A 22,705-nucleotide genomic window follows, 5' to 3' on the forward strand; every position below is an offset into this window, starting at 1 on the left:
AATGCCGCCGAGGGCCGATCACCGGCTCCGACTGGAGAAAGCGCGTACATGTCCCTGGCACAACTTGCAGTACTGGACACCGGATCGAACCGGACGCTTGCCGAACGCCTGATCGATCAGCTCGCCGACCGCATCGGCGGCCTCGGCGTCGAGCTCGCCGACATCGCCGGCAACGTCCAGGAAGTGGCCAATCGCGTCACCAACCAGTCTGAACGGTTCCACCATCTCCAGAAGACGGCGGAGACGATGGTCTCGGCCAACCACGACATCGCCAACGCATCGCAGGCGGTGCAGACGACGACGTCCGCGGCGGTTGGCGAGATCGCGCAATCGCGCAGCGCGGTCGACACCGCCGTCAGCCACATCTCCGAGCTCGTCGCAGCTGTGGAACGGATCGAGGCGCGCCTGAGCGCGGTGGGCTCGGCGCTGGCGCAGGTCGCAAAAGTGTCCGGCTCGATCGAGGCGATCGCGAAGCAGACCAATCTGCTGGCGCTCAACGCGACCATCGAAGCCGCGCGCGCCGGCAATGCCGGCCGCGGTTTTGCGGTGGTCGCAAGCGAGGTGAAGAACCTCGCGGAAGCCACCCGCCAGGCCACGCATCAGATCTCCGACACCGTGCGCGACCTCGACGGCCAGATCGAAGGCCTGATCGGCGAAAGCAGCGACGCCTCGCAGCGCGCCAAGACCGCCGGCGAAGGCGCCCAGCAGATCTCCGGGATCATCTCGCGCGTCCAGCAGGGCTTCGCCTCGGTGGAAGCGGAGATCGACAGCGTCGCGCGCGCGGCGACCTCCAATCTCGGGCACTGCGACACCGTCATCAGCGAGCTCAACGAGCTCGCCAAGGGCGTCGACCTGTCCTCGCGCGATCTCAAGAACGCCGACCAGCGGGTGGCGAAGCTACTCGACACCTCCGAGGGCCTGATCGCGCTGATCGCCGACAGCGGCGTCGAGACGTCGGACGCGCCCCTCATCCGTGTCGTCATCGAGACCGCCAAGCGGATCTCGGCCGAGTTCGAGGCCGCGATCGACCGCGGCGAGATCACGCTCGACCAGCTCATGGACGAGAACTACCGCGAGATATCAGGCACCGATCCGAAGCAGTACAACACCGCCTACGTCGACTTCACCGATCGCGTGCTGCCCGCGATCCAGGACCCGATCCAGAAATCCGATCCGCGTATCGTGTTCTGCGTCGCCTGGGCCAGGGGCGGGTATCTGCCGACCCATAATCCGAACTACCGCCTGCCGCAGGGCAAGGACCCGGTCTGGAATAACGCCAACTGCCGCAACCGCCGCCTTTTCACCGACCGCGCGGTGAAGAAGGTCGCAGCCAACACGAAGCCGTTCCTGCTGCAGACCTATCGCCGCGATATGGGCGGCGGGCAGTTCGTGCTGATGAAGGACCTGTCGTCGCCGATCGTGATCCGCGGCAGACACTGGGGCGCCTTCCGGATGGGTTTTCGCCAGGGCTGACGGGCGGCGCGACGGCGTCCCTGAAATAAAAGCTCGAAAACAACCCCATGCACAGTAGCCGGGGTGTGCGGAATCAATGGCTTGAACCATGATCGATTGAGGTCAAGGTCGTGGCCAGCCCGCGTGAATATGCGTCGAATGGCCGGCATCGCCGGGCCCGAGCACTTCCGTTGCTCCAAGCTCGCGGCAGCGTTGCTGAAACGAAGCAGCCGACGGGCCGGCGCCCACATGCTGGCCGTTGATCGTGTTGATGTCGGCGGTGCACCCCGCGTAGTGCCGGGAGTTCGTGTTGTGGCTGCCACCGCAGAACTCCGATACCGAGAAGCTGAACGATTCCGCCAAATCGAGCATGCCTCTGAGCATGCGCGGATCGAGGTTGACCACACCGCCGGGCGCGTTTCCGTAGGAACTGCGGTGTGCCGCACGCCCCTCAGCCGTGTCCTTGATGTTGTCGAAGGCCGTGGCGTTGTCCTGAACTCCCGAGGTGTGCCCGCGGGCAAGCACGATTTTCGGCGAATGTAGTATTCGCATTGCCAGCGAGGCCGTCGTTTCGCTGGCATCCATTGCGAGATGGGCCGCCGGCGGCTCGAGCTCGCTCCAGACTTCGTCCGCTGCGCTGTCTGCGACGAAGCGCGCGGCAGCAGGCCGCGTGGCGTTCGAATACCACGCAAGGACGAGAGACCCCCCGGTCAATGCGCTCACGACCTCCGTAGCATATCGATTCTCAACGGCGAGACATCCGTCGCTCCGTCCTATCCGCCCGGTACGCCTGATCATATCCTGGGAAACATAATCCGCGCCGTGCACGACAACGGCGCGCGCGCGAGCTTTGGAGTTGGACGCTTCAAGGCCATCGAGGCGCATCGAAAAGCCGTGCGTTCCATTATAGGTCTCGGCGCAATGGTAGACACCGAGCGACGTGCAGTTCGAGCCGGGTTGATTGGAGAAGACGTTCGCATAACCGTCGTCCGTGGGGCCTTCAGATCCCTTGCCGTGAGCGCAGAGATAGGACTGGACGTGGTTGTCCCTGACGTCGAACAGGAAGAGTCTGGGCTCGCTGGATCGCCGGTCGAAATCGGCAATCGCCCAGTAGCGGGCCGATACCGGAGTGCCGTGGTTGTTCCTGAAGCTGATCAGGGTTTCCATCGGCGCGGAGAGTTCATGGCTCGCTGCGAGCTCGCGCAAAATCGCCTCGTCGTTGTCGTGCGCGGCAACTGCGGGAGCGTCCGCCGCGACCGGCTCCGCCAGCATGGGGCTGGCGAACGCAGCCACGTCCATGGCAAGGCCCCGGGTGACGAGCATGGGCGCGCTGCCGAATGCGTCGACGAACGTCACGTTGCGATCGATCGCAACGCCGCCGATCTTGTCATCCGGAATGATGTGCTGAACCATGCAGTAGCCGCGGTGCGGAATGTCGGGCACGTTGCTGCCGGACTTCCAGTAATGTTTTGTCTTGAGACTTAAATAGAGCTCATCCGCAGACAGAATACAGTTCGCGCCGACGTAAACACCTGTCGTATAGCCGGCGCTCTCCACCTCCTTGAACCAGGCATTGCAGTAGGCGATCACCGCGCTTGCCGGCGTTCCCGCCGCGATCCCCTCAAGATCGAGCCATACGCTGGACTTCTCTGGCAACCCGATGGCCCGGGCATGCGTAGCGGCGTTGCCGCCGCACTCGACCCCGAGCGTATCGGAGGGGGTCCAGCCGGACGGAGCGACATGCTGGACCGCCATGACGGCAAGCCCCGCGTCCAGGATGATATCGAGCTCGTCGGCGGTCAGATCCTTGGCAGGCGGTTTCGCTTTGCGCGACAAATAGCGGATCGCGAACTTGAATCCCGCTTCTTTCAGCGCCTTGGCCGTCGTCGCCGTCAGCTTCGTATTCGCGTCGAATCCATGCATCCCGGCCTCGGCCGGTTCTGCTCTCACGCTGGTAATACTGTCCGCCTCCACGCTTTCCGCTCGCAATGCCCGGATCATGGAAGGAGCCCCCAGCACGGCATGAAACTCGTCGACGGCGTCTCGGCGCAGCCACTCGTCAATTTCGTGTCGTTTGACGGGGCCATTGGCCCTTACGGTTCGGCGCAGAAGGCGAGCAATGTATTCCATCGCCAGAAGATGGTCGCGCTTCATGGCCTTTTGGAATGCGTTCCCATCCAGTGAGCCGACCTTTGTGAGAACAAGATTCTTGAGCTCCGGCCCAAATACCATGGAGTTCGCACTGACCTGCCAGGCGCCCGCTTCAATCGTGGTTGGCGTCGTCGATGTCGGATTGTGGCTATCGACGCCTGCGTTCCAGTCCCAGGATGATTCAAAGCCCGCAAGCACGCGCATCACTTCCAGCATGGCGGCGCGGCGATGCGGAAGCCCCTGCCAGGGGCCGAGCACCTCGACCACGCTCGAATAAACGTCTGCGTTTTCGTTCGGGGCGAAGATCTCGTCGGGCGCCGTTCTGCCCCACGCAATTAATTCATCGAGAAAACTGTCCGGCGGGATACCGCGATTGAGAACCTTCTGCTTCGTCGCACGGAAAGCCATCGTGAGATTCTCCCTCGCGTGTTCGTGCGGATTGTTCGTTTGATGACGCCAGCCAACAATTTGGCTTCGCAGTCGCCGTTCTACCAAAAGATGAACTATTTCACGATGCTACATCAAGGTGGGAATGCCGGCAAGTAGTGGCATCTCAGGACATATTCCAGGACGCGATAAACCGGGTACTGACGATCAGCGAGACCGATGCAAGAGGCAGCCGCGGTCTGACACCCCATCCCCGGATATGCCACCAGGGTCGACCAAGCGTCGACAACAAGGGGTCGCCGGATCTCGCAACAGCATGACATTCTGAGCGAGGCATGCTCGCCACCGCCCGACTTTCCCAATCGCACGAATTTCGTCATCGCACGGCTTTTCGCATTCGCACGACGATTTCCGAAGGCCGACGCCGCGCGTGACGAAAATGCGTCAAAATATGACGATTATCATATCAATTAGCCCAAAACGCTTGCCGCGATCGCCGCACAAATTCGTGAACGTCATGGCCTGACGCTTCGACCGCGCAAATATGCATTGCGAGAAATAACGATGCTTCATCGCTTCGCATCGGTATGATTAGGGTCGCGCGCAAATCGCCGACGCCGCAAGCGTTCGTCGAGCAAGGGGATGCACATGGCAACAACTCTCATCATCAACGGCGAAACGAAATCGTTCGACGCGCCACCTGAAATGCCCTTGCTGTGGGTGCTGCGCGACATCCTCGGCATGACCGGCACCAAGTTCGGCTGCGGCATCGCGCAGTGCGGCGCCTGCACGGTGCATGTCGACGGCAAGGCGGTGCGCTCCTGCGTGCTGCCGGTGAGCGCGGTGGAAAACCGCACTGTGACCACCATCGAGCATGTCGGCAGCACGCCATCAGGCGCGAAGGTGCAGAAGGCCTGGTTGGAGGCCGAGGTGATCCAGTGCGGCTATTGCCAGTCCGGCCAGATCATGGCGGCCGCCGCGCTGCTGGCGGCAACGCCGAACCCTGACGATTCCGACATCGACGCCGCGATGGCCGGCAACATCTGCCGCTGCGGCACCTATGTCCGCATCCGCGAGGCGATCAAGCACGCGGCCAACGGCCGGCAGTCGTGAGGTCCGCCATGATTGCACACAACAACCTCTCCCGCCGCACGCTGCTGACCGGCGGCCTCGCCACCGGCTTCGTGCTCGCCTTCCATCTGCCGCTGCGCGCCGCCGTCAACGAGCCGGTGCAGCCGCGCGATACGACCGAGGGCAGGTTCGCGCCCAACGCCTTCATCCGCATCGACGAGACCGGCCGCACCGTGCTGATGATGCCGCAGGTCGAGATGGGCCAGGGCACCTACACTTCGATCTCCGCCGTGCTCGCCGAGGAGCTTGATGCCGACTGGAGCAAGGTCGAGGTCCAGCACGCGCCTCCCAACGACAAGCTCTACGGCAATCCGACCTTCGGCCTGCAGGTCACCGGCAATTCCAACTCGATCCGCGCCTGGTGGCTGCCGCTGCGCAAGGCCGGCGCCACCGCGCGCGCGATGCTGGTGCAGGCCGCCGCCAGCCAATGGGGCGTCGAGCCTGCAAGCTGCACCGCGTCGAAGGGCGAGGTCGCGCATGCCGCAAGCGGCCGCAAGCTCGCTTACGGCGAACTGGCGCTCGCCGCGCAGGGCCAGACGCCGCCGAAGGACGTTGCCATCAAGGATCCCCGGGATTTCGTCCTCATCGGACAGCCGTTGAAGCGGCTCGACACGCCCGACAAGGTCAACGGCAAGGCCGTTTACGGCATCGACGCGATCCTGCCCGGCATGAAGTTCGCGACCGTGGCCGCCTGCCCGGTGTTCGGCGGCAAGGTCGGCAAGGTCGACGACAGCGCTGCGGTGAAGCTGCCCGGCGTGCGCAAGGTCGTGGTGCTCGACGACATGGTCGCCGTGATCGGCGATCACATGTGGGCGGCGAAGAAGGGCCTCGAAGCACTCAAGATCGAGTGGAACGAGGGTCCCAACGCGAAGATCACCACGAAAGACATCTGGGACGATCTGCGCAAGGCCAGCCAGAAGGACGGCGCGGTCGCCAAGTCCGACGGCGACATCGCCAAGGCGCTCGCCAGCGGCGACAGGTTCGAGGCGGCCTACGAACTGCCCTTCCTGGCGCACGCCTCGATGGAGCCGATCAACGCCACCGTGCACGTGAAGCCCGACTCCTGCGAGATCTGGACCGGCACGCAGATCATGACGCGCGTCCAGTCGGAGGCGGCGAAGGCCGCTGGGCTTCCCGTCGACAAGGTGATCGTCAACAACCACCTGCTCGGCGGCGGTTTCGGCCGCAAGCTCGAGCCTGATATGGTGATCGCGGCGGTCAAGATCGCAAAACAGGTCGACTACCCCGTGAAGGTGGTGTGGACCCGCGAGGAGGACATCCAGCACGACGTCTACCGCCCCGTCTATCGCGACCAGATCACGGCGTCGCTGGTCGACGGCAAGGTCGCGGGCTGGAAGTACAAGGTCGCCGGCTCCGCCGTGCTGGCGCGCTGGCTGCCGCCGGCGTTCCAGAAGGGCATCGACATCGACGCAATCGACGCAGCGGTGGATGCGCCCTACGACTTCGCCAACTTCCACGTCGAATATGTTCGCGCCGAGCCGCTGTCGGTGCCAACAGGCTTCTGGCGCGGCGTCGGCCCCAACAACAACGTGTTCGCGGTCGAATGCGCGATGGACGAGCTCGCGCGCAAGGCAGGCAAGGACCCGATCGAGTTCCGCAAGTCCATGCTGACCAAGAACCCGCGCATGCTCGCGGTGCTGGGCCAGGTCGCGGAGAAATCCGGCTGGGGGCAGCCACTGCCGCCCCGCGTCGGCCGCGGCGTCTGCGTGCAGCCCTCATTCGCGAGCTTCATCGCGACCGTGGTCGAAGCCGAGATCGACGACATCGGCGAGATCACGCTTCGCCGCGTCACCTCGGTGGTCGACACCGGCATCGCTGTGAACCCCGACACGGTGAAGGCGCAGATCGAGGGCGGCCTGATCTTCGGTCTCACCGCCGCGCTCTATGGCGAGATCACCATCGACAAGGGCCGCGTGCAGCAATCCAACTTCCACGACTACCGCATGATGCGCATCAACGAGACACCGAAGATCGAGGTGATCGTCGTGAAAAGCGGCGAGCCCCCCGGCGGCATCGGCGAAGCCGGCGTCAACGCCGGACCGCCGGCGCTGCGCAACGCGATTTACGCGGCAACCGGCGTGGCGCTGCGGCGCCTGCCCATCGATCGGAAACTGTTGGCTGCGGGGAAGAAGGCATGAGCGGCAAGATGCGTATCCTCGGAAGCCTCGTCGTAGTTGCCATCGTGGTGGCGGGACTCGCGGTCTGGATCATCCGCGGGCCCGGCCCGCTCGACTTCGCCGGCGGCACCAAGGTGGCGCTGGCAGATTACCGCGCCGGCAAGCCCACGGGCGTGCCGGCCAGGCTGGAGAAGGCTGGCATCGTCGAACGCGGCGAATATCTCGCCAAGGCAGCCGACTGCATGGTCTGCCACACCAAGCCGGGCGAGAAGGACTATTCCGGCGGTCTCGCCTTCAAGCTGCCGTTCGGCACGCTCTATTCGACCAACATCACGCCGGACAAGGACACCGGCATCGGCAATTACAGCGACCAGGATTTCCTGAATGCGGTCCAGCGCGGCAAGCGCCGTGACGGCGCGCGACTGTATCCGGCGATGCCGTACACGTCCTATACCTTCATGACCGATGAGGACGTGCTGGCGGTGAAGGCCTATCTGTTCAGCCAGCCCGCGGTGCGCGCCAAGGCGCCGGAGAATACGCTGTCCTTCCCGTTCAACCAGCGCTGGGCGATGATTGCCTGGTCGGCCGTGTTCAACCCGGACACGCGCTTTACGCCTGATACGTCGAAGAGCCCGGAGTGGAATCGTGGTGCGTATCTTGTTGAGGCGCTGGCGCATTGCGGCGAGTGCCACACGCCGCGCAATCTCGGCTTCGCTCTCGACAATCGCAAGAAGTTCGCCGGCGCAATCACGGCGGGCTGGCGCGCCTTCAACATCTCCTCGGACAAGGCGACGGGTCTCGGCAACTGGAGCGATCAGGATCTGATCTCCTATCTGTCGCTCGGCCATGCGCCGGGCCACGGCTCGGCCTCGGGTCCGATGGGCGAAGCGGTCGACCACAGCTTCAGCCAGTTCGCCCCCGAAGACATCAGCAGCATCGTTGCCTACTTGCGCAGCGTGCCGCCGCAGCCTTCGCCCGACTTGCCCGCCACCACGGCGCCTGTCGCCCCCGCCTCGCACAAGGAAGGCGTCACGGCGGACGCGCGCGGCAAGAAGGTGTTCGCCAGCGCCTGCGCCAGCTGCCATGGCTGGAGCGGCGAGAGCCCGGTCTCGCCGATGGCGACGCTGACCGGCACCTGGGCTGTCAACGACCCCGCCGCCACCAACGTGGCGCAGATCGTGATCTCCGGCACCAAGCGGCATACGCCTGACGGTGCACTGTCGATGCCCGCGTTCGGCAATGCCTATACCGACGACGAGATCGCAGCGGTGGCGAACTACGTCACGGCGCGGTTCGGGACGAAGGGCTCGAAGCTGACGGCGAAGGATGTCGCGGAGCTGCGGGGGCAGACGGCCGAGTAGGCGCGCTGCTCTTACCCTCCCCTGGAGGGGGAGGGTCGCTGTGCATGCAGCGAAGCGGAATGCGCAGCGGGGTGGGGTGACGGTCTCTCGGCATTGAACACTGCCCGTGGGAGAGATCACCCCACCCCGCTCGCGCTGCGCGCGATCGACCCTCCCCCTCCAGGGGAGGGTGGCAGCGACGTTTGCCGCACTAATCAGCTCAACCAGAACCTCGGCGTCGCCGGCTCCAGCCGGCCGCCCACACGCACAGGCGCGATCTTCAACGCGAGCCCCGTTGCGTCATCCGTTTCCACCGCAACGCCGCTGAGCGTCGCAGCGCCTGCTGCCGGCTCGAAGCGGCTCGACGGAATCCCTGACGTGAACCTCCGCAGCGGTTCTTCCTTCTGCATGCCGATGATGGAGTCGTAATCGCCGGTCATGCCGGCGTCGGTCATGTAGGCGGTGCCGCCCGAGAGGATCTGGTGGTCGGCGGTCGGCACATGCGTATGCGTGCCGACGACGAGGCTGGCGCGGCCGTCGCAGAAGAAGCCGATGCCCTGCTTCTCGCTGCTCGCCTCGCAATGGAAATCGACGACGATGGCGTCCGCGGCAACGCCGAGAGGGCAGGCGCCGAGCTCGCGCTCGAGCGCGGCAAAGGGATCGTCGAACGGGGTCATGAAGACGCGGCCCAGAGCGTTGACGACGAGCGCGTGCTTGCCGTTCTTGGTCTCGACCAAGGCGGCACCGCGGCCGGGCGTGCCGCGCGGATAGTTCGCCGGGCGCACCAAGCGGTCGGCGCGCTCGATGAACACCAGGGCCTCGCGCTGGTCCCAGGAGTGGTTGCCGAGCGTCACCGCATCGGCGCCGGCCTCGATGAATTCCTGGTAGATCGCTTCCGTGATGCCGAAACCGCCCGCCGAATTCTCGCCGTTGACCACGACGAAATCGAGCGACCAATCCTTGACCATGCCGGGGAGATATTCTGCGATGGCCTCGCGCCCGCTACGGCCGACGACATCACCCACGAAGAGAATGCGCAACTTCAGAACTCCGGAAATCAAACACGTCCGATTCCGTTAGCACATAATCAAGTGCCACGTCGTGGGATAGTGCCGGAACCGCCTCGATCTCCTGCGCTGCAAATGCAAGCCCGATGCCGACGATTTGCTTGGCTTTCCGCAAATGCGCGAAGGTGAAATCGTAATGGCCCGCACCGTAACCGATGCGATGGCCGAGGCGGTCGAAGGCCGCGAGCGGCGTCAGCATGACGTCGGGGATGACCTCGGCCGCCGCCGGCGACGGCTCGGGAATGCCGAGCGGGCCGAGCATCAGGCGGTCGTTCGGATGGAAGAGACGGAAGATCAGCGCCTTGCCGCGCGTGGTGACGCAAGGCAGCGCGAGCCTGGCGCCCTGCTCGGCGAGCATCTTGAGCAGCGGCATCGGATCGATCTCGCTGCGGATCGGCGAATAGCCGGAGACGATGCTGCCGGGCAGCAACTCGAACGGCAGCCCGCGCTTGGCGAGCTTTGCAGCGGCCGCCGTGCGCTTCTTCTCGCTCAGCGCATCGCGTTTGGCGAGGGCTTTGGCACGGAGCTCGGCTTTGGAGTTGGACATGCGCTTCGGTCCCCCACGTCATCACCCGCTTCGTGCGCCCTTGCACACCGGGGCGAATGATCCAGCATTCCAGAGGCGGTGGTGATTCACACAAGGGCCGCGGCGTACTGGATGCCCCGGTCGAGCCGGGCATGACACCTACTGAATTAGCCGCAGTCGTTTCGACAGGCACGAACCAGAAGAAAACAGTGCGAAGCCGCGTACGCCGTTGAAGCACTCGATCCCGGAGTTCCCTACGAAAGTAGGTGGGCACCATATGTCCGGGCCCACGGGCCCGGCCAGGGACAGTTCCCTAAAGGATCGATAAGGCCCCGGGGATATATGGCTCCTGACGCGCGTCGCAGCTTCGCCTGCGCAATGTAACAACGATGCTGACGAATCGCCAGCCCGGCGAGCGCATCGCTTTCGCGGCCCTCACGGTGCCACCCTCCCCTGGAGGGGGAGGGTAAGCGCGCGCAAATCACATCGAGCCCTACCCGATCGCAATCCCGTTGCCCACCGTCCGGTTCAACACCTGGGTCGACTTCTCGATCCGCTCGGCTGCGGCGTTCAGGGCGTTCACCACCGCGGTCTGGGTCATGCGGGCGCGCTCGACGGCGGCGTTGCGGAAATCCCGGAGCTCGGTCAATTCCTGCTCGAGGGTTCGGACGCGGTTGGTGGTGTCGATCAGCTCGTCACAGACGGTCAGCGCGGCCATCACGGTCAGCCGTGCATCGCCGATCTCGCCGAATTTTCCGCGCAGCGACTGGATGCGTGTCTCCAGGGTTTCGGCGAGCTTGAGCAGCCGCACCTCCTGGCCCTCCTCGCAGGCCATGCGGTATTGCCGGCCGTTGATGGTGACGTTGATGTGGCTCATCCATCCTCTCCGGTATCGAGCACCGAGCGTATCGTGACGATCGCGGAATCCAGCCGGTCGGAGATCTCGCGATTGGTGCGCTCGAGCTTGCGCGCCTTCACCAGCGCGCCGTCGAGCTCGTCGGCAAGTCGCGAGCGGTCCGCACCCAATGCCTGGATTCGCGCCGCAAGCTCGTTCTCGTCGCGATCGGCATCGCGTCGCCGCTCGACCGCGCTTTCGAGCGCATCGAGCGCCGCCATGAGCCTGCGGGTCGCGATCTCGATCTCGACGGCAGAGGACTCCGTCATGGCAGAGCTGTTGGACACGCGATCGTTCATGCAGTCAGCGGCGGAACCTGGCGGCCTTTGCCCAGTGGCCTTTCCCTGGAGCTTGCCGTCCGGCAAAAGACTCGGTTCGGCAAGCGGTTAGAAGCAGAAATTTACGTGGCAAGCTAGCCAAGCGCAACGCCGCCCGGAAACTATGCACCGATAGATCGGGTGGACATCGTCCTGATCGGTCAATTCCTTCCGGCACGAACCCGGCGCAAAACCGGTCTCCACAGAGGCAACTTTTACGGTCAAACCGGCGTTTGATTGCCTTGGACTCCCGGAACTGAGGTGCTATCCCAGCCCCGACCTTCCAGCGGCCGAAAGGCTCCTTCCCGCGCGGGCGTGCACGCCAAGCGCCTCATTTCAGACGGATTTCAGACATGACGCAGGTCGACCACACCCGTATGGCCAACGCCATCCGCGGCCTTTCGATGGACGCTGTCGAGAAGGCGAAATCGGGCCATCCCGGCCTGCCGATGGGCGCCGCCGACATCGCCACGGTGCTGTTCACGCAATTCCTGAAATTCGATGCCTCAGCGCCCGCCTGGCCGGACCGCGACCGCTTCGTGCTCTCGGCCGGCCACGGCTCGATGCTGCTCTATTCGCTGCTGTATCTCACCGGCAATGCCGAGATGACGCTGGACCAGATCAAGCAGTTCCGCCAGGTCGATTCGCTGACCCCCGGCCATCCCGAGAACTTCCGCACCAGGGGTATCGAGACCACGACCGGCCCGCTCGGCCAGGGCATCTCGACCGCGGTCGGCATGGCGCTCGCCGAGAAGATGCTCGCCGCCGAGTTCGGCAAGAAGATCGTCGACCACCACACCTATGTGCTCGCCTCCGACGGCGACCTGATGGAAGGCGTCTCGCAGGAAGCGATTGCGATGGCCGGGCACTGGAAGCTCAACAAGCTGATCGTGCTCTATGACGACAACGGCATCTCGATCGACGGCCCGACCTCGCTCGCCGATTCCGTCGACCAGGTGAAGCGCTTCAAGTCCGCCGGCTGGGCCGCCGAGAAGATCGACGGCCAGGACCAGGCCGCGATCGCCGCTGCAATTACGCGCGCGAAGAAATCCAACAAGCCGACGCTGATCGCCTGCCGCACCACCATCGGCTTCGGCGCGCCGAACAAGGCCGGCACCTCGAAGGTGCACGGGGAGGCGTTAGGGGCCGACGAGCTCAAGGCCGCCAAGGAAAATCTCGGCATCTCGCTCGAGCCGTTCGCGGTCGCCGATGACGTGCTGAAGGCCTGGCGCGCGGCCGGCAGCCGCGGCGCTGCGGCACGTCAGGAATGGGAAGCGCGGCTCGGTGAGCTCGGCAGCCGCAAGCGCGCCGAGTTCGAGCGCCGCCTGCGCCATGAGCGTCCGGCCTCGCTCGCCAAGGCGCTGCGCGCGCACAAGAAGGAACTGCTGGAGAAGCCGCTCGTTGCCGCCACGCGCAAATCGTCGGAAGCGGCGATCGAGGCGATCGCAGCCGCGATGCCGATGGAATTTTTGGCGGGCTCGGCCGACCTCACCGGCTCCAACAACAACAAGGCGAAGTCGGCAACCGCCTTCTCCGCCAAGACGCCGAAGGGCCGCTTCATCCATTACGGCATCCGCGAGCACGGCATGGCGGCTGCGATGAACGGCATCTTCCTGCACGGCGGCTTTGCACCGAACGGCGCGACGTTCCTCGTCTTCACCGATTATGCGCGGCCTGCGATGCGCCTTGCCGCGCTGATGGGCGCCGGCGTCGTCTACGTGATGACCCACGACTCCATCGGCCTCGGCGAGGACGGCCCGACCCATCAGCCGGTCGAGCATCTCGCCGCACTGCGCGCCATACCCAACATGCGCGTGTTCCGCCCCTGCGATTCCATCGAGGTCGCCGAGTGCTGGGAACTGGCGCTGAACCGCGTCGACGGTCCGACCGTGCTGGCGCTGACGCGGCAGAACCTGCCGCAGCTCCGCACCACCGCGCCGAACGACAACCCTTGCGCGGCGGGCGCCTATGAGCTGGTTCCCGCGCAGGGCGAAGCCAAGGTATCGCTGTTCGCATCGGGCTCGGAGGTCGAGATCGCGGTTGCCGCGCAGAAGCAGCTCGCCGAGCGCGGCATCGCGTCACGGGTGGTGTCGGTGCCCTCGCTCGAGCTTTTGTTAGCGCAACCAGAAGCCAAGCGTGCCGCCATCATCGGCAATGCGCCGGTGAAGGTCGCGATCGAGGCCGCAGTACGCTGGGGCTGGGATGCCGTGATCGGCCAGGATGGCGAATTCATCGGCATGCATTCGTTCGGCGAAAGCGGTCCGGCGAAGGAGCTTTACAAGCATTTCGGCATCACCGCCGAGGCTGCGGTTAACGCTGTGCTGAAGCGCGTTTCCTGAGAGTTGAGCTTGCCAAAAAAAAGGACTACGTAACGTCTCATATGATCAAGCCCCCGCCCGGCCGAACCGGGCGTCCGCCCTAAAAAACCCACGCAGGCGCGCGAAGCGCGTTGTGCGGGACGACAACGGTCATTGAAGGAGACGAAACATGGCAGTCCGCGTCGGAATCAACGGTTTTGGTCGCATCGGCCGCAACGTGCTGCGGGCTATCGCCGAGTCGGGCCGCAAGGACATCGAGGTCGTCGGCATCAACGATCTGGGCCCGGTCGAGACCAACGCCCATCTGCTCCGTTTCGACAGCGTCCACGGCCGCTTCCCCGGCACCGTGACCGTCGATGGTGACTCGATCAACCTCGGCGGCGGCAAGATCAAGGTGACTGCCGAGCGCGATCCCTCGAAGCTGCCCTGGAAGGATCTCGGCGTCGACATCGCGCTCGAGTGCACCGGCATCTTCACCTCGAAGGACAAGGCCTCCGCGCATCTGACCGCCGGCGCCAAGCGCGTGCTGGTCTCCGCGCCCGCCGACGGCGCCGACGCCACCATCGTCTACGGCGTCAACCACGACACGCTGACCAGGGATCATCTGGTCGTCTCCAACGGTTCCTGCACCACCAACTGCCTCGCGCCGGTCGCCAAGGTGCTGAACGATCTCGTCGGCATCGAGACCGGCTTCATGACCACGATCCACGCCTACACCGGCGACCAGCCGACGCTGGACACGCTGCACAAGGATCTCTACCGCGGCCGCGCGGCTGCGATGTCGATGATCCCGACCTCGACCGGTGCCGCCAAGGCGATCGGCCTCGTGCTGCCCGAGCTGAAGGGCAAGCTCGACGGCGTCGCGATCCGCGTGCCGACCCCGAACGTCTCGGTCGTCGACCTCAAGATCGTCGCCAAGCGCGCAACCGATGCGAAGGAAATCAACGCGGCGATGAAGCGCGCCAGCGAGCAGCAGCTCAAGGGCATCCTCGGCTACACCAGCGCGCCGAACGTCTCGATCGACTTCAACCACGACCCGCACTCCTCGACCTTCCACGAGGACCAGACCAAGGTGCAGAACGGCACGCTGGTGCGCGTGATGTCCTGGTACGACAACGAGTGGGGCTTCTCGAACCGCATGGCGGACACCGCCGTCGCGTTGGCGAAGGTGATCTGAGCCAAGGTCTTCGTGTCCCGGACGCGGCGCAGCGCATTAGCGCTGCTCCGCACAGCCGGGACCCATCTTAACCGCGGGACTCGCCGCAACGTGGGTCCCGGTTCTGCACAGCGGCACTGCGCGCCGCTATGCGCCCGGGACAAGGGCCTCCGATGACCAACAAATTCCGCACCCTCGACGACGTCGACGTGAAGGGCAAGCGCGTGCTGCTGCGCGTCGATCTCAACGTGCCCATGGACAACGGGCGCGTCACCGACGCGACCCGGCTCGAGCGCGTCGCGCCGACCATCACCGAAATCTCGGACAAGGGCGGCAAGGTCATCCTGCTCGCGCATTTCGGCCGGCCCAAGGGCCGCGATGCCAAGGACTCGCTGAAGCCCGTTGCTGAAGCGCTGTCGAAGGTCGTGAAGAAGCCCGTCGCTTTCGCCGAGGACTGCATCGGCGAGCCTGCGGCCACGGCCGTCGCTAGCCTGAACGACGGCGACATTCTCTGTCTCGAAAACACGCGCTTCCACAAAGAGGAAGAGAAGAACGATCCCGCCTTCGTCGCGGAACTGGCAAAACTCGGCGACATCTGGGTCAGCGACGCGTTCTCGGCCGCCCATCGCGCCCACGCCTCGACCGAAGGCCTCGGCCACAAGCTGCCGGCCTATGCCGGCCGCACCATGCAGGCCGAGCTCGATGCGCTGGAGAAGGCGCTGGGCTCGCCGACCAAGCCGGTCATCGCGATCATCGGCGGCGCAAAGGTCTCGACCAAGATCGACCTGCTCGAAAATCTCGTGACCAAGGTCGATGCGCTGGTGATCGGCGGCGGCATGGCCAACACCTTCCTGCACGCCCAGGGCGTCGCGGTCGGCAAGTCGCTGGCCGAGAAGGACCTCGCCCCGACCGCGCTGCGCATCATGGAGAAGGCGGAAGCCGCCAACTGCGCGATCATCCTGCCGGTGGACGCCACCGTCGCCTATCATTTCGCGGCGAACGCGCCCTCGCACGCCTATGGCCTCGATGCGATCCCGGCCGAAGGCATGATCCTCGACGTCGGCCCGCAATCGATCGCGCGCGTCCACGCGGCGATCGACGATGCGGCGACGCTGGTCTGGAACGGGCCGCTCGGGGCCTTCGAGATGCAGCCGTTCGACCGCGGCACCGTCGCGGCCGCCAAGCATGCCGCCGAGCGCACCAAGGCGAAAAAGCTGATCTCGATCGCGGGCGGCGGCGACACCGTTGCAGCCCTCAACCAGGCCCATGTGGCCGGTGACTTCACCTATGTCTCGACCGCCGGTGGCGCATTTCTTGAATGGATGGAAGGCAAGCCCCTGCCCGGCGTCGAAGTCCTTCGCATCAAGTAATTCGTCGGCAAGAAAGAAGCGGCCCTGTAGGCCCAAACGGAGAAAAAGACACATGGCTCGGATCACGTTACGTCAATTGCTCGACCATGCGGCGGAGAACGATTACGGCGTACCGGCCTTCAACATCAACAACATGGAGCAGGCGCTGGCGATCATGGACGCGGCCAATCAGGTCGACGCCCCCGTCATCATCCAGGCCTCGCGCGGTGCGCGCTCCTACGCCAACGACGTCATGCTCAAGCACATGATGGACGCGGTCACCGAGATCTATCCGCACATCCCGGTCTGCGTGCATCTCGATCACGGCAACGAGCCCGCGACCTGCATGACCGCGATCCAGGCCGGCTTCACCTCCGTCATGATGGACGGCTCGCTCAAGGCCGACGGCAAGACGCCGGGCGACTGGGGCTACAATGTCGGCGTCACCAAGACCGTGACCGACATGGCCCATCTCGGCGGCATCTCGGTCGAGGGTGAGCTCGGCGTGCTCGGCTCGCTCGAGACCGGCATGGGCGACAAGGAAGACGGCCATGGCGCCGAAGGCAAGCTGAGCCACGACCAGCTCCTGACCAATCCGGACGAAGCTGTGAAGTTCGTCCAGGAGACCAAGGTCGACGCGCTCGCGATCGCGATGGGGACCTCGCACGGCGCCTACAAGTTCACCCGCAAGCCCGACGGCGACATCCTCGCCATGAAGGTGATCGAGGAAATCCACCGCAAGCTGCCGAACACGCATCTCGTCATGCACGGCTCCTCCTCGGTGCCGCAGGACCTGCAGGACATCATCAACGCCTATGGCGGCAAGATGAAGCCGACCTGGGGCGTGCCGGTGGCCGAGATCCAGCGCGGCATCAAGAACGGCGTGCGCAAGATCAACATCGACACCGACAACCGCATGGCCATGACCGGCCAGATCCGGAAAGTGCTCAAGGACAATCCGGAAGAGTTCGATCCGCGCAAATACCTGAAGCCGGCGATGGAAGCGATGACCAAGCTGTGCAAGCAGCGCCTGCAGGAGTTCAACACCGCAGGCCAGGCCTCCAAGATCAAGAAGGTCCTGACCACCGCCGAGATGGCCAAGCGCTACGCCAAGGGCGAGCTGGATCCGAAGGTCGCGTAATCTCTCCCTCCCTCTCCCCGCCCTTCGCGGGGAGAGGGGCGGGGTGAGGGGCTCCCTCCGCGAGTTGTGCCCTATCGATCGACCTGTACCCCCTCACCCGGATTTTACGCGTCGCGTAAAATCCGACCTCTCCCCGCAAGCGGGGCGAGGTGATGGGTCGCCCAGCCTCGGCCCGGCAATTTACCCAACTGACCTCCCCCCCTTTACCCTGCGACGAACGTTAACTCGGCAATTGCCCGAGAACGGTCTATTTTCACAGGCAAGGGCAGAATCGTTTTGGGAGGACCTCTCGATGAATCTGACTGAGCTCAACAGGATCGCGACCGCCATGGTCGTATCAGGCAAGGGCATCCTTGCCGCCGACGAATCCTCCGGCACCATCAAGAAGCGCTTTGACGCGATCGGCGTGGAATCGACCGAAGCCAACCGCCGCGACTACCGCGAGATGCTGTTCCGCTCCAACGAAGCCATGAGCCAGTATATTTCCGGCGTGATCCTTTATGACGAGACGATCTGGCAGGATGCCAAGGACGGCACGCCCCTCATCAAGCTGATCGAGCAGACCGGCGCCATTCCCGGCATCAAGGTCGACGAGGGTACGCAGGCCCTGCCGATGTGCCCGGGTGAGCTCGTCACCGTCGGGCTCGACAAGCTCGCCGAGCGGCTGAAGAAATATTACGAGCGCGGCGCGCGCTTCGCCAAATGGCGCGCGGTGATCGACATCGGCAGCGGCATCCCCTCGATGACGGCGATCAGCGTCAACGCCCATGCGCTGGCGCGCTACGCCGCGCTGTGCCAGACCGCGCAGATCGTGCCGATCGTCGAGCCGGAGGTGCCGATGGACGGCGACCACGACATCGAGCGCTGCTATGACGTCACCCAGCGCGTGCTCAACAAGACGTTCCAGGAATTGCGCGTGCAGCGCGTCGCGCTCGAAGGCATGGTGCTGAAACCGAACATGACAATCTCAGGCAAGAAGTCACCGAAGCAGGCCTCCGTCGAGGAAGTCGCGGAGAAGACGATCCGGCTGCTGAAGGCCTGCGTGCCCGCGGCAGTCCCTGGCATCGCCTTCCTCTCCGGCGGCCAGTCGGACGAGGAGGCAACCGCGCATCTCAACGCCATGCACAAGCTCGGTCCGTTGCCCTGGGGCCTGACCTTCTCCTACGGCCGCGCGCTGCAGGCCGCACCGCAGAAGGCCTGGTCCGGCAAGGCCGAGAACGTCGCGGCCGGACAACGCGCCTTCAGCCATCGCGCCCGCATGAACGGCCTCGCCTCCAAGGGCGAATGGCAAAGCAGTCTGGAAAAGAAGGCAGCCTAGATCTTGTCGAACAAACCGCCTCCGCCGCGCCCGGCGCCGCGCCTCTATCTCGCGACGCCCGTTGTCGATGATCCCGCTGCGCTCGTCGCCGAGCTGCCGGCCCTGCTCGCCGCCGCCGATGTCGCGGCCGTGTTGCTGCGGCTGAAGGAAACCGACCAGCGCACCATGACCTCGCGCGTCAAGGCGCTGGCGCCGCCGGTGCAGAAGGCGGGCGCAGCGCTGCTCGTCGACGGCCATCCCGAGCTGGTCGCACGTGGCGGCGCCGACGGCGCACACCTGCCCGGCATCGCCGCGCTGAAGGAGGCGCTGCCATCGCTCAAGCCCGATCGCATCGCCGGCGTCGGCGGGCTGACGACGCGGCACCATTCCATGGATGCGGGCGAGATGGGTGCCGACTATTTGCTGTTCGGCGAGCCCGACGCGAAGGGCCAGCGGCCGTCGTCGCAGGCGATTGCCGAGCGGCTGGACTGGTGGGCCGAGCTGTTCGAGCCGCCCTGCGTCGGCTTTGCGATTTCGCTGGAGGAGGCCTACGACTTCGCCGCCAGCGGCGCCGATTTCGTGCTGGTCGGCGAGTTCATCTGGGCCGATCCGCGCGGGCCCAAGGCGGCGCTCATCGAGGTCGATGCTGCGATCAAGAAGGCCCATGCGGCCGCGCCTGGCGGCCAAGATACTGCCGGCCAGGAGCACGGCTAGCGCCCGACATGAAGCTCCCGCGCATCACCATTCTGGCCACGCTGCTGCTCACGGCGCCCGCGGCCGCACAGCTCCAGATCACGCCGGCCACGACGCCGAGCCCTGCGGCCGAGAAGCAGAAGCCCAAGGCGCCTCCGCCTGCCAAGAAGGAAGCCGCACCGGCGCCGAAACCTTCGGCCTCGCCCAAGCCCGCCGCCTCCCCAAGCCGGCCCTGCCCGCGACCGTGATCCCGGCGCCGCCGACCGACACCCCCGGTGTCGACCTGGTGTTCGGCGCCTATCAGCGCGGCCAGTACAAGACGGCGTTCGAGCTCGCCACCGCCCGCGCCGCAGCCGGCGATCCCAAGGCGATGACCATGCTGGGCGAGCTCTATTCCAACGCCATGGGCATCCGGCGCGACTACGCCAAGGCGCTGGAGTGGTACAAGCGCGCCTCCGATGCCGGCGACCGCGAGGCGATGTTCGCGCTCGCCATGCTGCGCATCTCCGGCCGCGGCGGCCCGGTCGACAAGGGCGAGGCGGTCAAGCTGATGGCCTCCGCCGCCAAGCTCGGCGAGCCCAAGGCGGCCTATAACCTCGCGCTGCTTTATCTCGACGGCCAGACCCTGCCGCAGGACGTCAAGCGCTCCGCCGAGCTGTTGCGCCAGGCTGCCGACGCCGGCCTGCCCGAGGCGCAATACGCGCTCGCGACCTTCTACAAGGAAGGCACCGGCGTGCCGAAGGATCCCGAAAGGGCCGTGCGGCTGCTGCAGGCCGCCTCGCTCGCCGACAATGTCGATGCCGAGGTCGAATATGCCATCGCCATGTTCAACGGCACGGGAACGCCGAAGAACCAGCCCGCGGCTGTCGCGTTGCTCCGCAAGGCGTCGCGGCAGGGCAGCGCCATCGCGCAGAACCGCCTCGCCTGGGTGCTGATCAACGGCATGGGCGCGACCGCGGACAAGATCGAGGGCTTCAAATGGCATTTGGTGGCCAAGACCGCCGGCAAGGGCGATCCGGAGCTCGACAAGCAATTGTCCGATCTGCCAGCCGACGACCGGGCCAAGGCCGAGGCCGCCGCCAGGAAATGGCTCGGGACCAAATGACTTGACCTTGCGGCTCCCGCAGGGCACCCAATCCCTCAACAGGCGCGATTTCGCGCCAATTCCCCCGATCAAGACCTAGAGCTCATGCTGTATTCCGCCACTATCAACGTCATGGTCAAGGCGGCGCGCCGCGCCGGCCGCAGCCTCAAGCGCGATCTCGGCGAGATCGAGCATCTCCAGGTCTCGCTGAAGGGGCCGGCCAATTTCGTCTCGCTCGCCGACAAGCGCGCCGAGGAGATCCTCTACCAGGACCTCGCCAAGGCCCGGCCCGGCTACGGCTTCATCGGCGAGGAAGGGGGAATGCGCGAGGGCACCGACAAGAGCCACACCTGGATCGTCGATCCCTTGGACGGCACCACCAACTTCCTGCACGGCATCCCGCAATTCGCGATCTCGATCGGCCTCGCCCGCGAGGGCACGGTGATCGCGGGCGTGATCTACAATCCCGCCAATGACGAGCTCTACATCTCAGAGCGCGGCAAGGGCGCCTTCCTCAACGATCAGCGCCTGCGCGTCGCCGGCCGCCGCCAGCTCAACGAATGCGTGGTGGCCTGCGGCCTGCCCCATATCGGCCGCGGCGACCACGAGGAATTCCGCCGCGAGATGACCGCGATCCAGGACCGCGTCGCAGGCCTGCGCCGCTTCGGCGCCGCCTCGCTCGACCTCGCCTTCGTCGCCGCCGGCCGCCTCGACGGCTACTGGGAGCGCAATTTGCAATCCTGGGACATCGCCGCCGGCATGCTGATGGTGCGCGAAGCCGGCGGCACCGTGAGCGACATCGCAACGCCGGGCGACCCGCTGGTCACCGGGCACGTCGTGTGCGGCAATGAGTTCGTGCACGGGGAGCTGGTGAGGATTTTGCGGAAACCTGCGTAGCGCGCCGCATTGACGGTGCGCTCCCTCGCCCCGTTCTTACGGGGAGAGGGAATGCGACAGCGTGCGCCCTTTACCGGTCTGTTGCCTTGCGGCTTGACCGACGACAGCTTGACCCGCATCGACTAAGAGTCGTCTTCGTCGGATTCCTCGTCCCGATACTCTCCGCCAATAGTCAGGCCCTCGATGGTCGTGGCGCCCTTCTGCTTGACCACCCGGCGAAGCGGGACCGAACTCTCGCTTCGCAATGCCTCCATCAGTTGTTCCGAATGCGTGACAATCCAGATGTCCGCGCGGCGTGATGCCTTGACGACCAGCCGCGCCAATGGCGCCAGCAGCGACGGATGCAGGCTGGTCTCCGGTTCGTTCAGCGCGATGAAGGGCGGCAGCCGATAGCCCATGAACCCTGCGAGCAGGCAGATGTATTTCAGCGTCCCATCGGACAATTCGTGGGCCTTGAACGGCCGCGGCATATCCGCCAGCTGCAAATCAAATTCACACCAGCCATTTTCTGCCCATGCGCGGAGCTCGGCGCTCGGGAATGCATCCTCGATCGCGTCCTGCAGGTCGACGGCATCTTCTCGAATGGAATAGAGTGTCGCCAAGGCGGCAGCCAAATCGCTTCCATCGGCGCTGAGCGAGGGCGTTGTGATCGCCAGACACGGCTTTCGGATCGGCGAGGCCGGATCGGTGCGAAAGTCATGATAGAAGCGCCAGCCCAGCATCGCGTTTCTGATCAGGTCGATTTCAGGGCAATCCTTGCCATCGGAAAAACCCGCAAGCGCGGTCTCTGACGGCAGCACCGCATCCTTGTGGCCGTTCCAGGCACCGCTCTCGCCGCGGACGCTGACGAACGAATTTTTCCGCTCCATGAGTCGAACCGTTCGTTTGCCTTGCGTCGCCTCGATGCTTTCGGCCTTGATCATCGGCTCGCCGGAAAATGCCGCCTCGACCGGGCCGGGAAATCCGAGCTCAATGGAATATCTGAGACTATCGAATCTGGCCGACAAACGCAGTCGCCCATCCTCGCCTTTCTTGCGAAGGCCGGACCAGCAGACGGAGTTCAATCCGCCTTCCTCGGCGATCGTGCGCGTGATTCGACCTGCGGCCGCGTCGCGCAACAGCGACAAGGACTTGTAGAGATTGGATTTGCCGACCCCATTCTCACCCACAAAAACGGACAAGGGGTGAATGGGGATCGAGAGTTGTCGAATGGAGCGATAGTTGGAGATCGCAACGTCGGTCAGACGCATCACACGCTCTCAATCGGCGGGTTGGCTATGCATTCGCGGTGCGGCGCGAATGCATGCCCATTCAATCCAGAGGTGCAGTCTGGATTGACGACCACGAGAAAGCAAGCCGACCGATC

General features: G+C 65.0%; 17 protein-coding genes, 1 other RNA gene and 1 pseudogene. 12 read left to right on the top strand and 7 right to left on the bottom strand.

What is annotated here, in order from left to right; all coding sequences use genetic code 11:
• Positions 1-48: 48 nt before the first annotated feature.
• Positions 49-1,473, top strand: a complete 1,425-nt coding sequence (locus tag QA649_RS38980) for a methyl-accepting chemotaxis protein (protein ID WP_283021788.1) — start codon at positions 49-51, stop codon at positions 1,471-1,473.
• A gap of 102 nt (positions 1,474-1,575) precedes the next feature.
• Here QA649_RS38980 and QA649_RS38985 read toward each other — a convergent pair whose 3' ends face one another.
• Positions 1,576-4,011 carry a murein L,D-transpeptidase catalytic domain-containing protein gene (locus QA649_RS38985; protein ID WP_283021789.1) on the bottom strand — a complete coding sequence of 812 codons (2,436 nt, stop codon included), beginning with the start codon at positions 4,009-4,011 and terminating at the stop codon, positions 1,576-1,578.
• 627 nt (positions 4,012-4,638) lie between these two features.
• Here QA649_RS38985 and QA649_RS38990 point away from each other — a divergent pair.
• Genes QA649_RS38990 through QA649_RS39000 form a run of 3 tightly spaced genes read left to right on the top strand, consistent with a single transcriptional unit; the run spans position 4,639 to position 8,620 of the window.
• Positions 4,639-5,103: a (2Fe-2S)-binding protein gene (locus tag QA649_RS38990; protein WP_283021790.1), complete on the top strand. Its 465-nt coding sequence runs from the start codon at positions 4,639-4,641 to the stop codon at positions 5,101-5,103.
• Between the two features lie 8 nt (positions 5,104-5,111).
• A complete protein-coding gene (locus tag QA649_RS38995) occupies positions 5,112-7,280 on the top strand; it encodes a xanthine dehydrogenase family protein molybdopterin-binding subunit (RefSeq protein ID WP_283021791.1) in 2,169 nt (722 codons plus the stop codon).
• On the top strand, positions 7,277-8,620 hold the full coding sequence (locus tag QA649_RS39000; RefSeq protein ID WP_283021792.1) for a c-type cytochrome: 1,344 nt from the start codon (positions 7,277-7,279) through the stop codon (positions 8,618-8,620). Before QA649_RS38995 ends, QA649_RS39000 begins: the two co-directional genes overlap by 4 nt.
• 194 nt (positions 8,621-8,814) lie before the next feature.
• Here the strand turns inward: QA649_RS39000 and QA649_RS39005 are convergent, their stop codons facing one another.
• From QA649_RS39005 to QA649_RS39025, 5 genes are all read right to left on the bottom strand, one after another.
• Positions 8,815-9,639: a TIGR00282 family metallophosphoesterase gene (locus tag QA649_RS39005; protein ID WP_283021793.1), complete on the bottom strand. Its 825-nt coding sequence runs from the start codon at positions 9,637-9,639 to the stop codon at positions 8,815-8,817.
• The gene (locus tag QA649_RS39010) at positions 9,617-10,213 is read right to left on the bottom strand and encodes a 5-formyltetrahydrofolate cyclo-ligase (protein ID WP_283021794.1); all 597 of its coding nucleotides are present in this window, start codon (positions 10,211-10,213) and stop codon (positions 9,617-9,619) included. Before QA649_RS39010 ends, QA649_RS39005 begins: the two co-directional genes overlap by 23 nt.
• A 189-nt stretch (positions 10,214-10,402) precedes the next feature.
• A non-coding RNA gene (gene ssrS, locus QA649_RS39015) (6S RNA) lies at positions 10,403-10,563 on the bottom strand.
• Between the two features lie 122 nt (positions 10,564-10,685).
• A complete protein-coding gene (locus tag QA649_RS39020; protein WP_035998340.1) occupies positions 10,686-11,069 on the bottom strand; it encodes a cell division protein ZapA in 384 nt (127 codons plus the stop codon).
• Positions 11,066-11,386, bottom strand: coding sequence for a DUF4164 domain-containing protein (locus QA649_RS39025; RefSeq protein WP_020608063.1), 321 nt, complete (start codon positions 11,384-11,386; stop codon positions 11,066-11,068). Before QA649_RS39025 ends, QA649_RS39020 begins: the two co-directional genes overlap by 4 nt.
• Positions 11,387-11,757: 371 nt before the next feature.
• Here QA649_RS39025 and tkt point away from each other — a divergent pair, with 371 nt between their 5' ends.
• From tkt to QA649_RS39065, 8 genes and pseudogenes are all read left to right on the top strand, one after another.
• Entirely contained in the window at positions 11,758-13,743 is a 1,986-nt protein-coding gene (gene tkt / locus QA649_RS39030) for a transketolase (RefSeq protein ID WP_283021795.1), read from the top strand.
• 148 nt (positions 13,744-13,891) lie between these two features.
• Positions 13,892-14,899 carry a type I glyceraldehyde-3-phosphate dehydrogenase gene (gap, locus tag QA649_RS39035; protein ID WP_212344850.1) on the top strand — a complete coding sequence of 336 codons (1,008 nt, stop codon included), beginning with the start codon at positions 13,892-13,894 and terminating at the stop codon, positions 14,897-14,899.
• 152 nt (positions 14,900-15,051) lie between these two features.
• Positions 15,052-16,248 (top strand): phosphoglycerate kinase, encoded by a 1,197-nt coding sequence (locus QA649_RS39040; protein WP_283021796.1) that lies wholly within the window; start codon positions 15,052-15,054, stop codon positions 16,246-16,248.
• A 52-nt stretch (positions 16,249-16,300) separates the two neighbouring features.
• Entirely contained in the window at positions 16,301-17,368 is a 1,068-nt protein-coding gene (fba, locus tag QA649_RS39045) for a class II fructose-bisphosphate aldolase (RefSeq protein WP_283021797.1), read from the top strand.
• Between the two features lie 292 nt (positions 17,369-17,660).
• Positions 17,661-18,686, top strand: a complete 1,026-nt coding sequence (locus QA649_RS39050; protein ID WP_283021798.1) for a class I fructose-bisphosphate aldolase — start codon at positions 17,661-17,663, stop codon at positions 18,684-18,686.
• A 3-nt stretch (positions 18,687-18,689) separates the two neighbouring features.
• Complete coding sequence (locus QA649_RS39055; RefSeq protein ID WP_283021799.1) at positions 18,690-19,379, top strand: thiamine phosphate synthase; 690 nt, start codon at positions 18,690-18,692, stop codon at positions 19,377-19,379.
• Positions 19,380-19,387: 8 nt separating this feature from the next.
• Positions 19,388-20,463, top strand: a pseudogene (locus tag QA649_RS39060) (tetratricopeptide repeat protein).
• Positions 20,464-20,547: 84 nt separating this feature from the next.
• Entirely contained in the window at positions 20,548-21,339 is a 792-nt protein-coding gene (locus QA649_RS39065; RefSeq protein WP_283021800.1) for an inositol monophosphatase family protein, read from the top strand.
• Between the two features lie 122 nt (positions 21,340-21,461).
• On the opposite strand, the gene QA649_RS39070 is transcribed toward QA649_RS39065, so the two are convergent.
• The gene (locus QA649_RS39070) at positions 21,462-22,589 is read right to left on the bottom strand and encodes an AAA family ATPase (RefSeq protein WP_283021801.1); all 1,128 of its coding nucleotides are present in this window, start codon (positions 22,587-22,589) and stop codon (positions 21,462-21,464) included.
• Positions 22,590-22,705: the final 116 nt, after the last annotated feature.

The organism is Bradyrhizobium sp. CB1717 (assembly GCF_029714325.1).
Classification (GTDB): domain Bacteria; phylum Pseudomonadota; class Alphaproteobacteria; order Rhizobiales; family Xanthobacteraceae; genus Bradyrhizobium.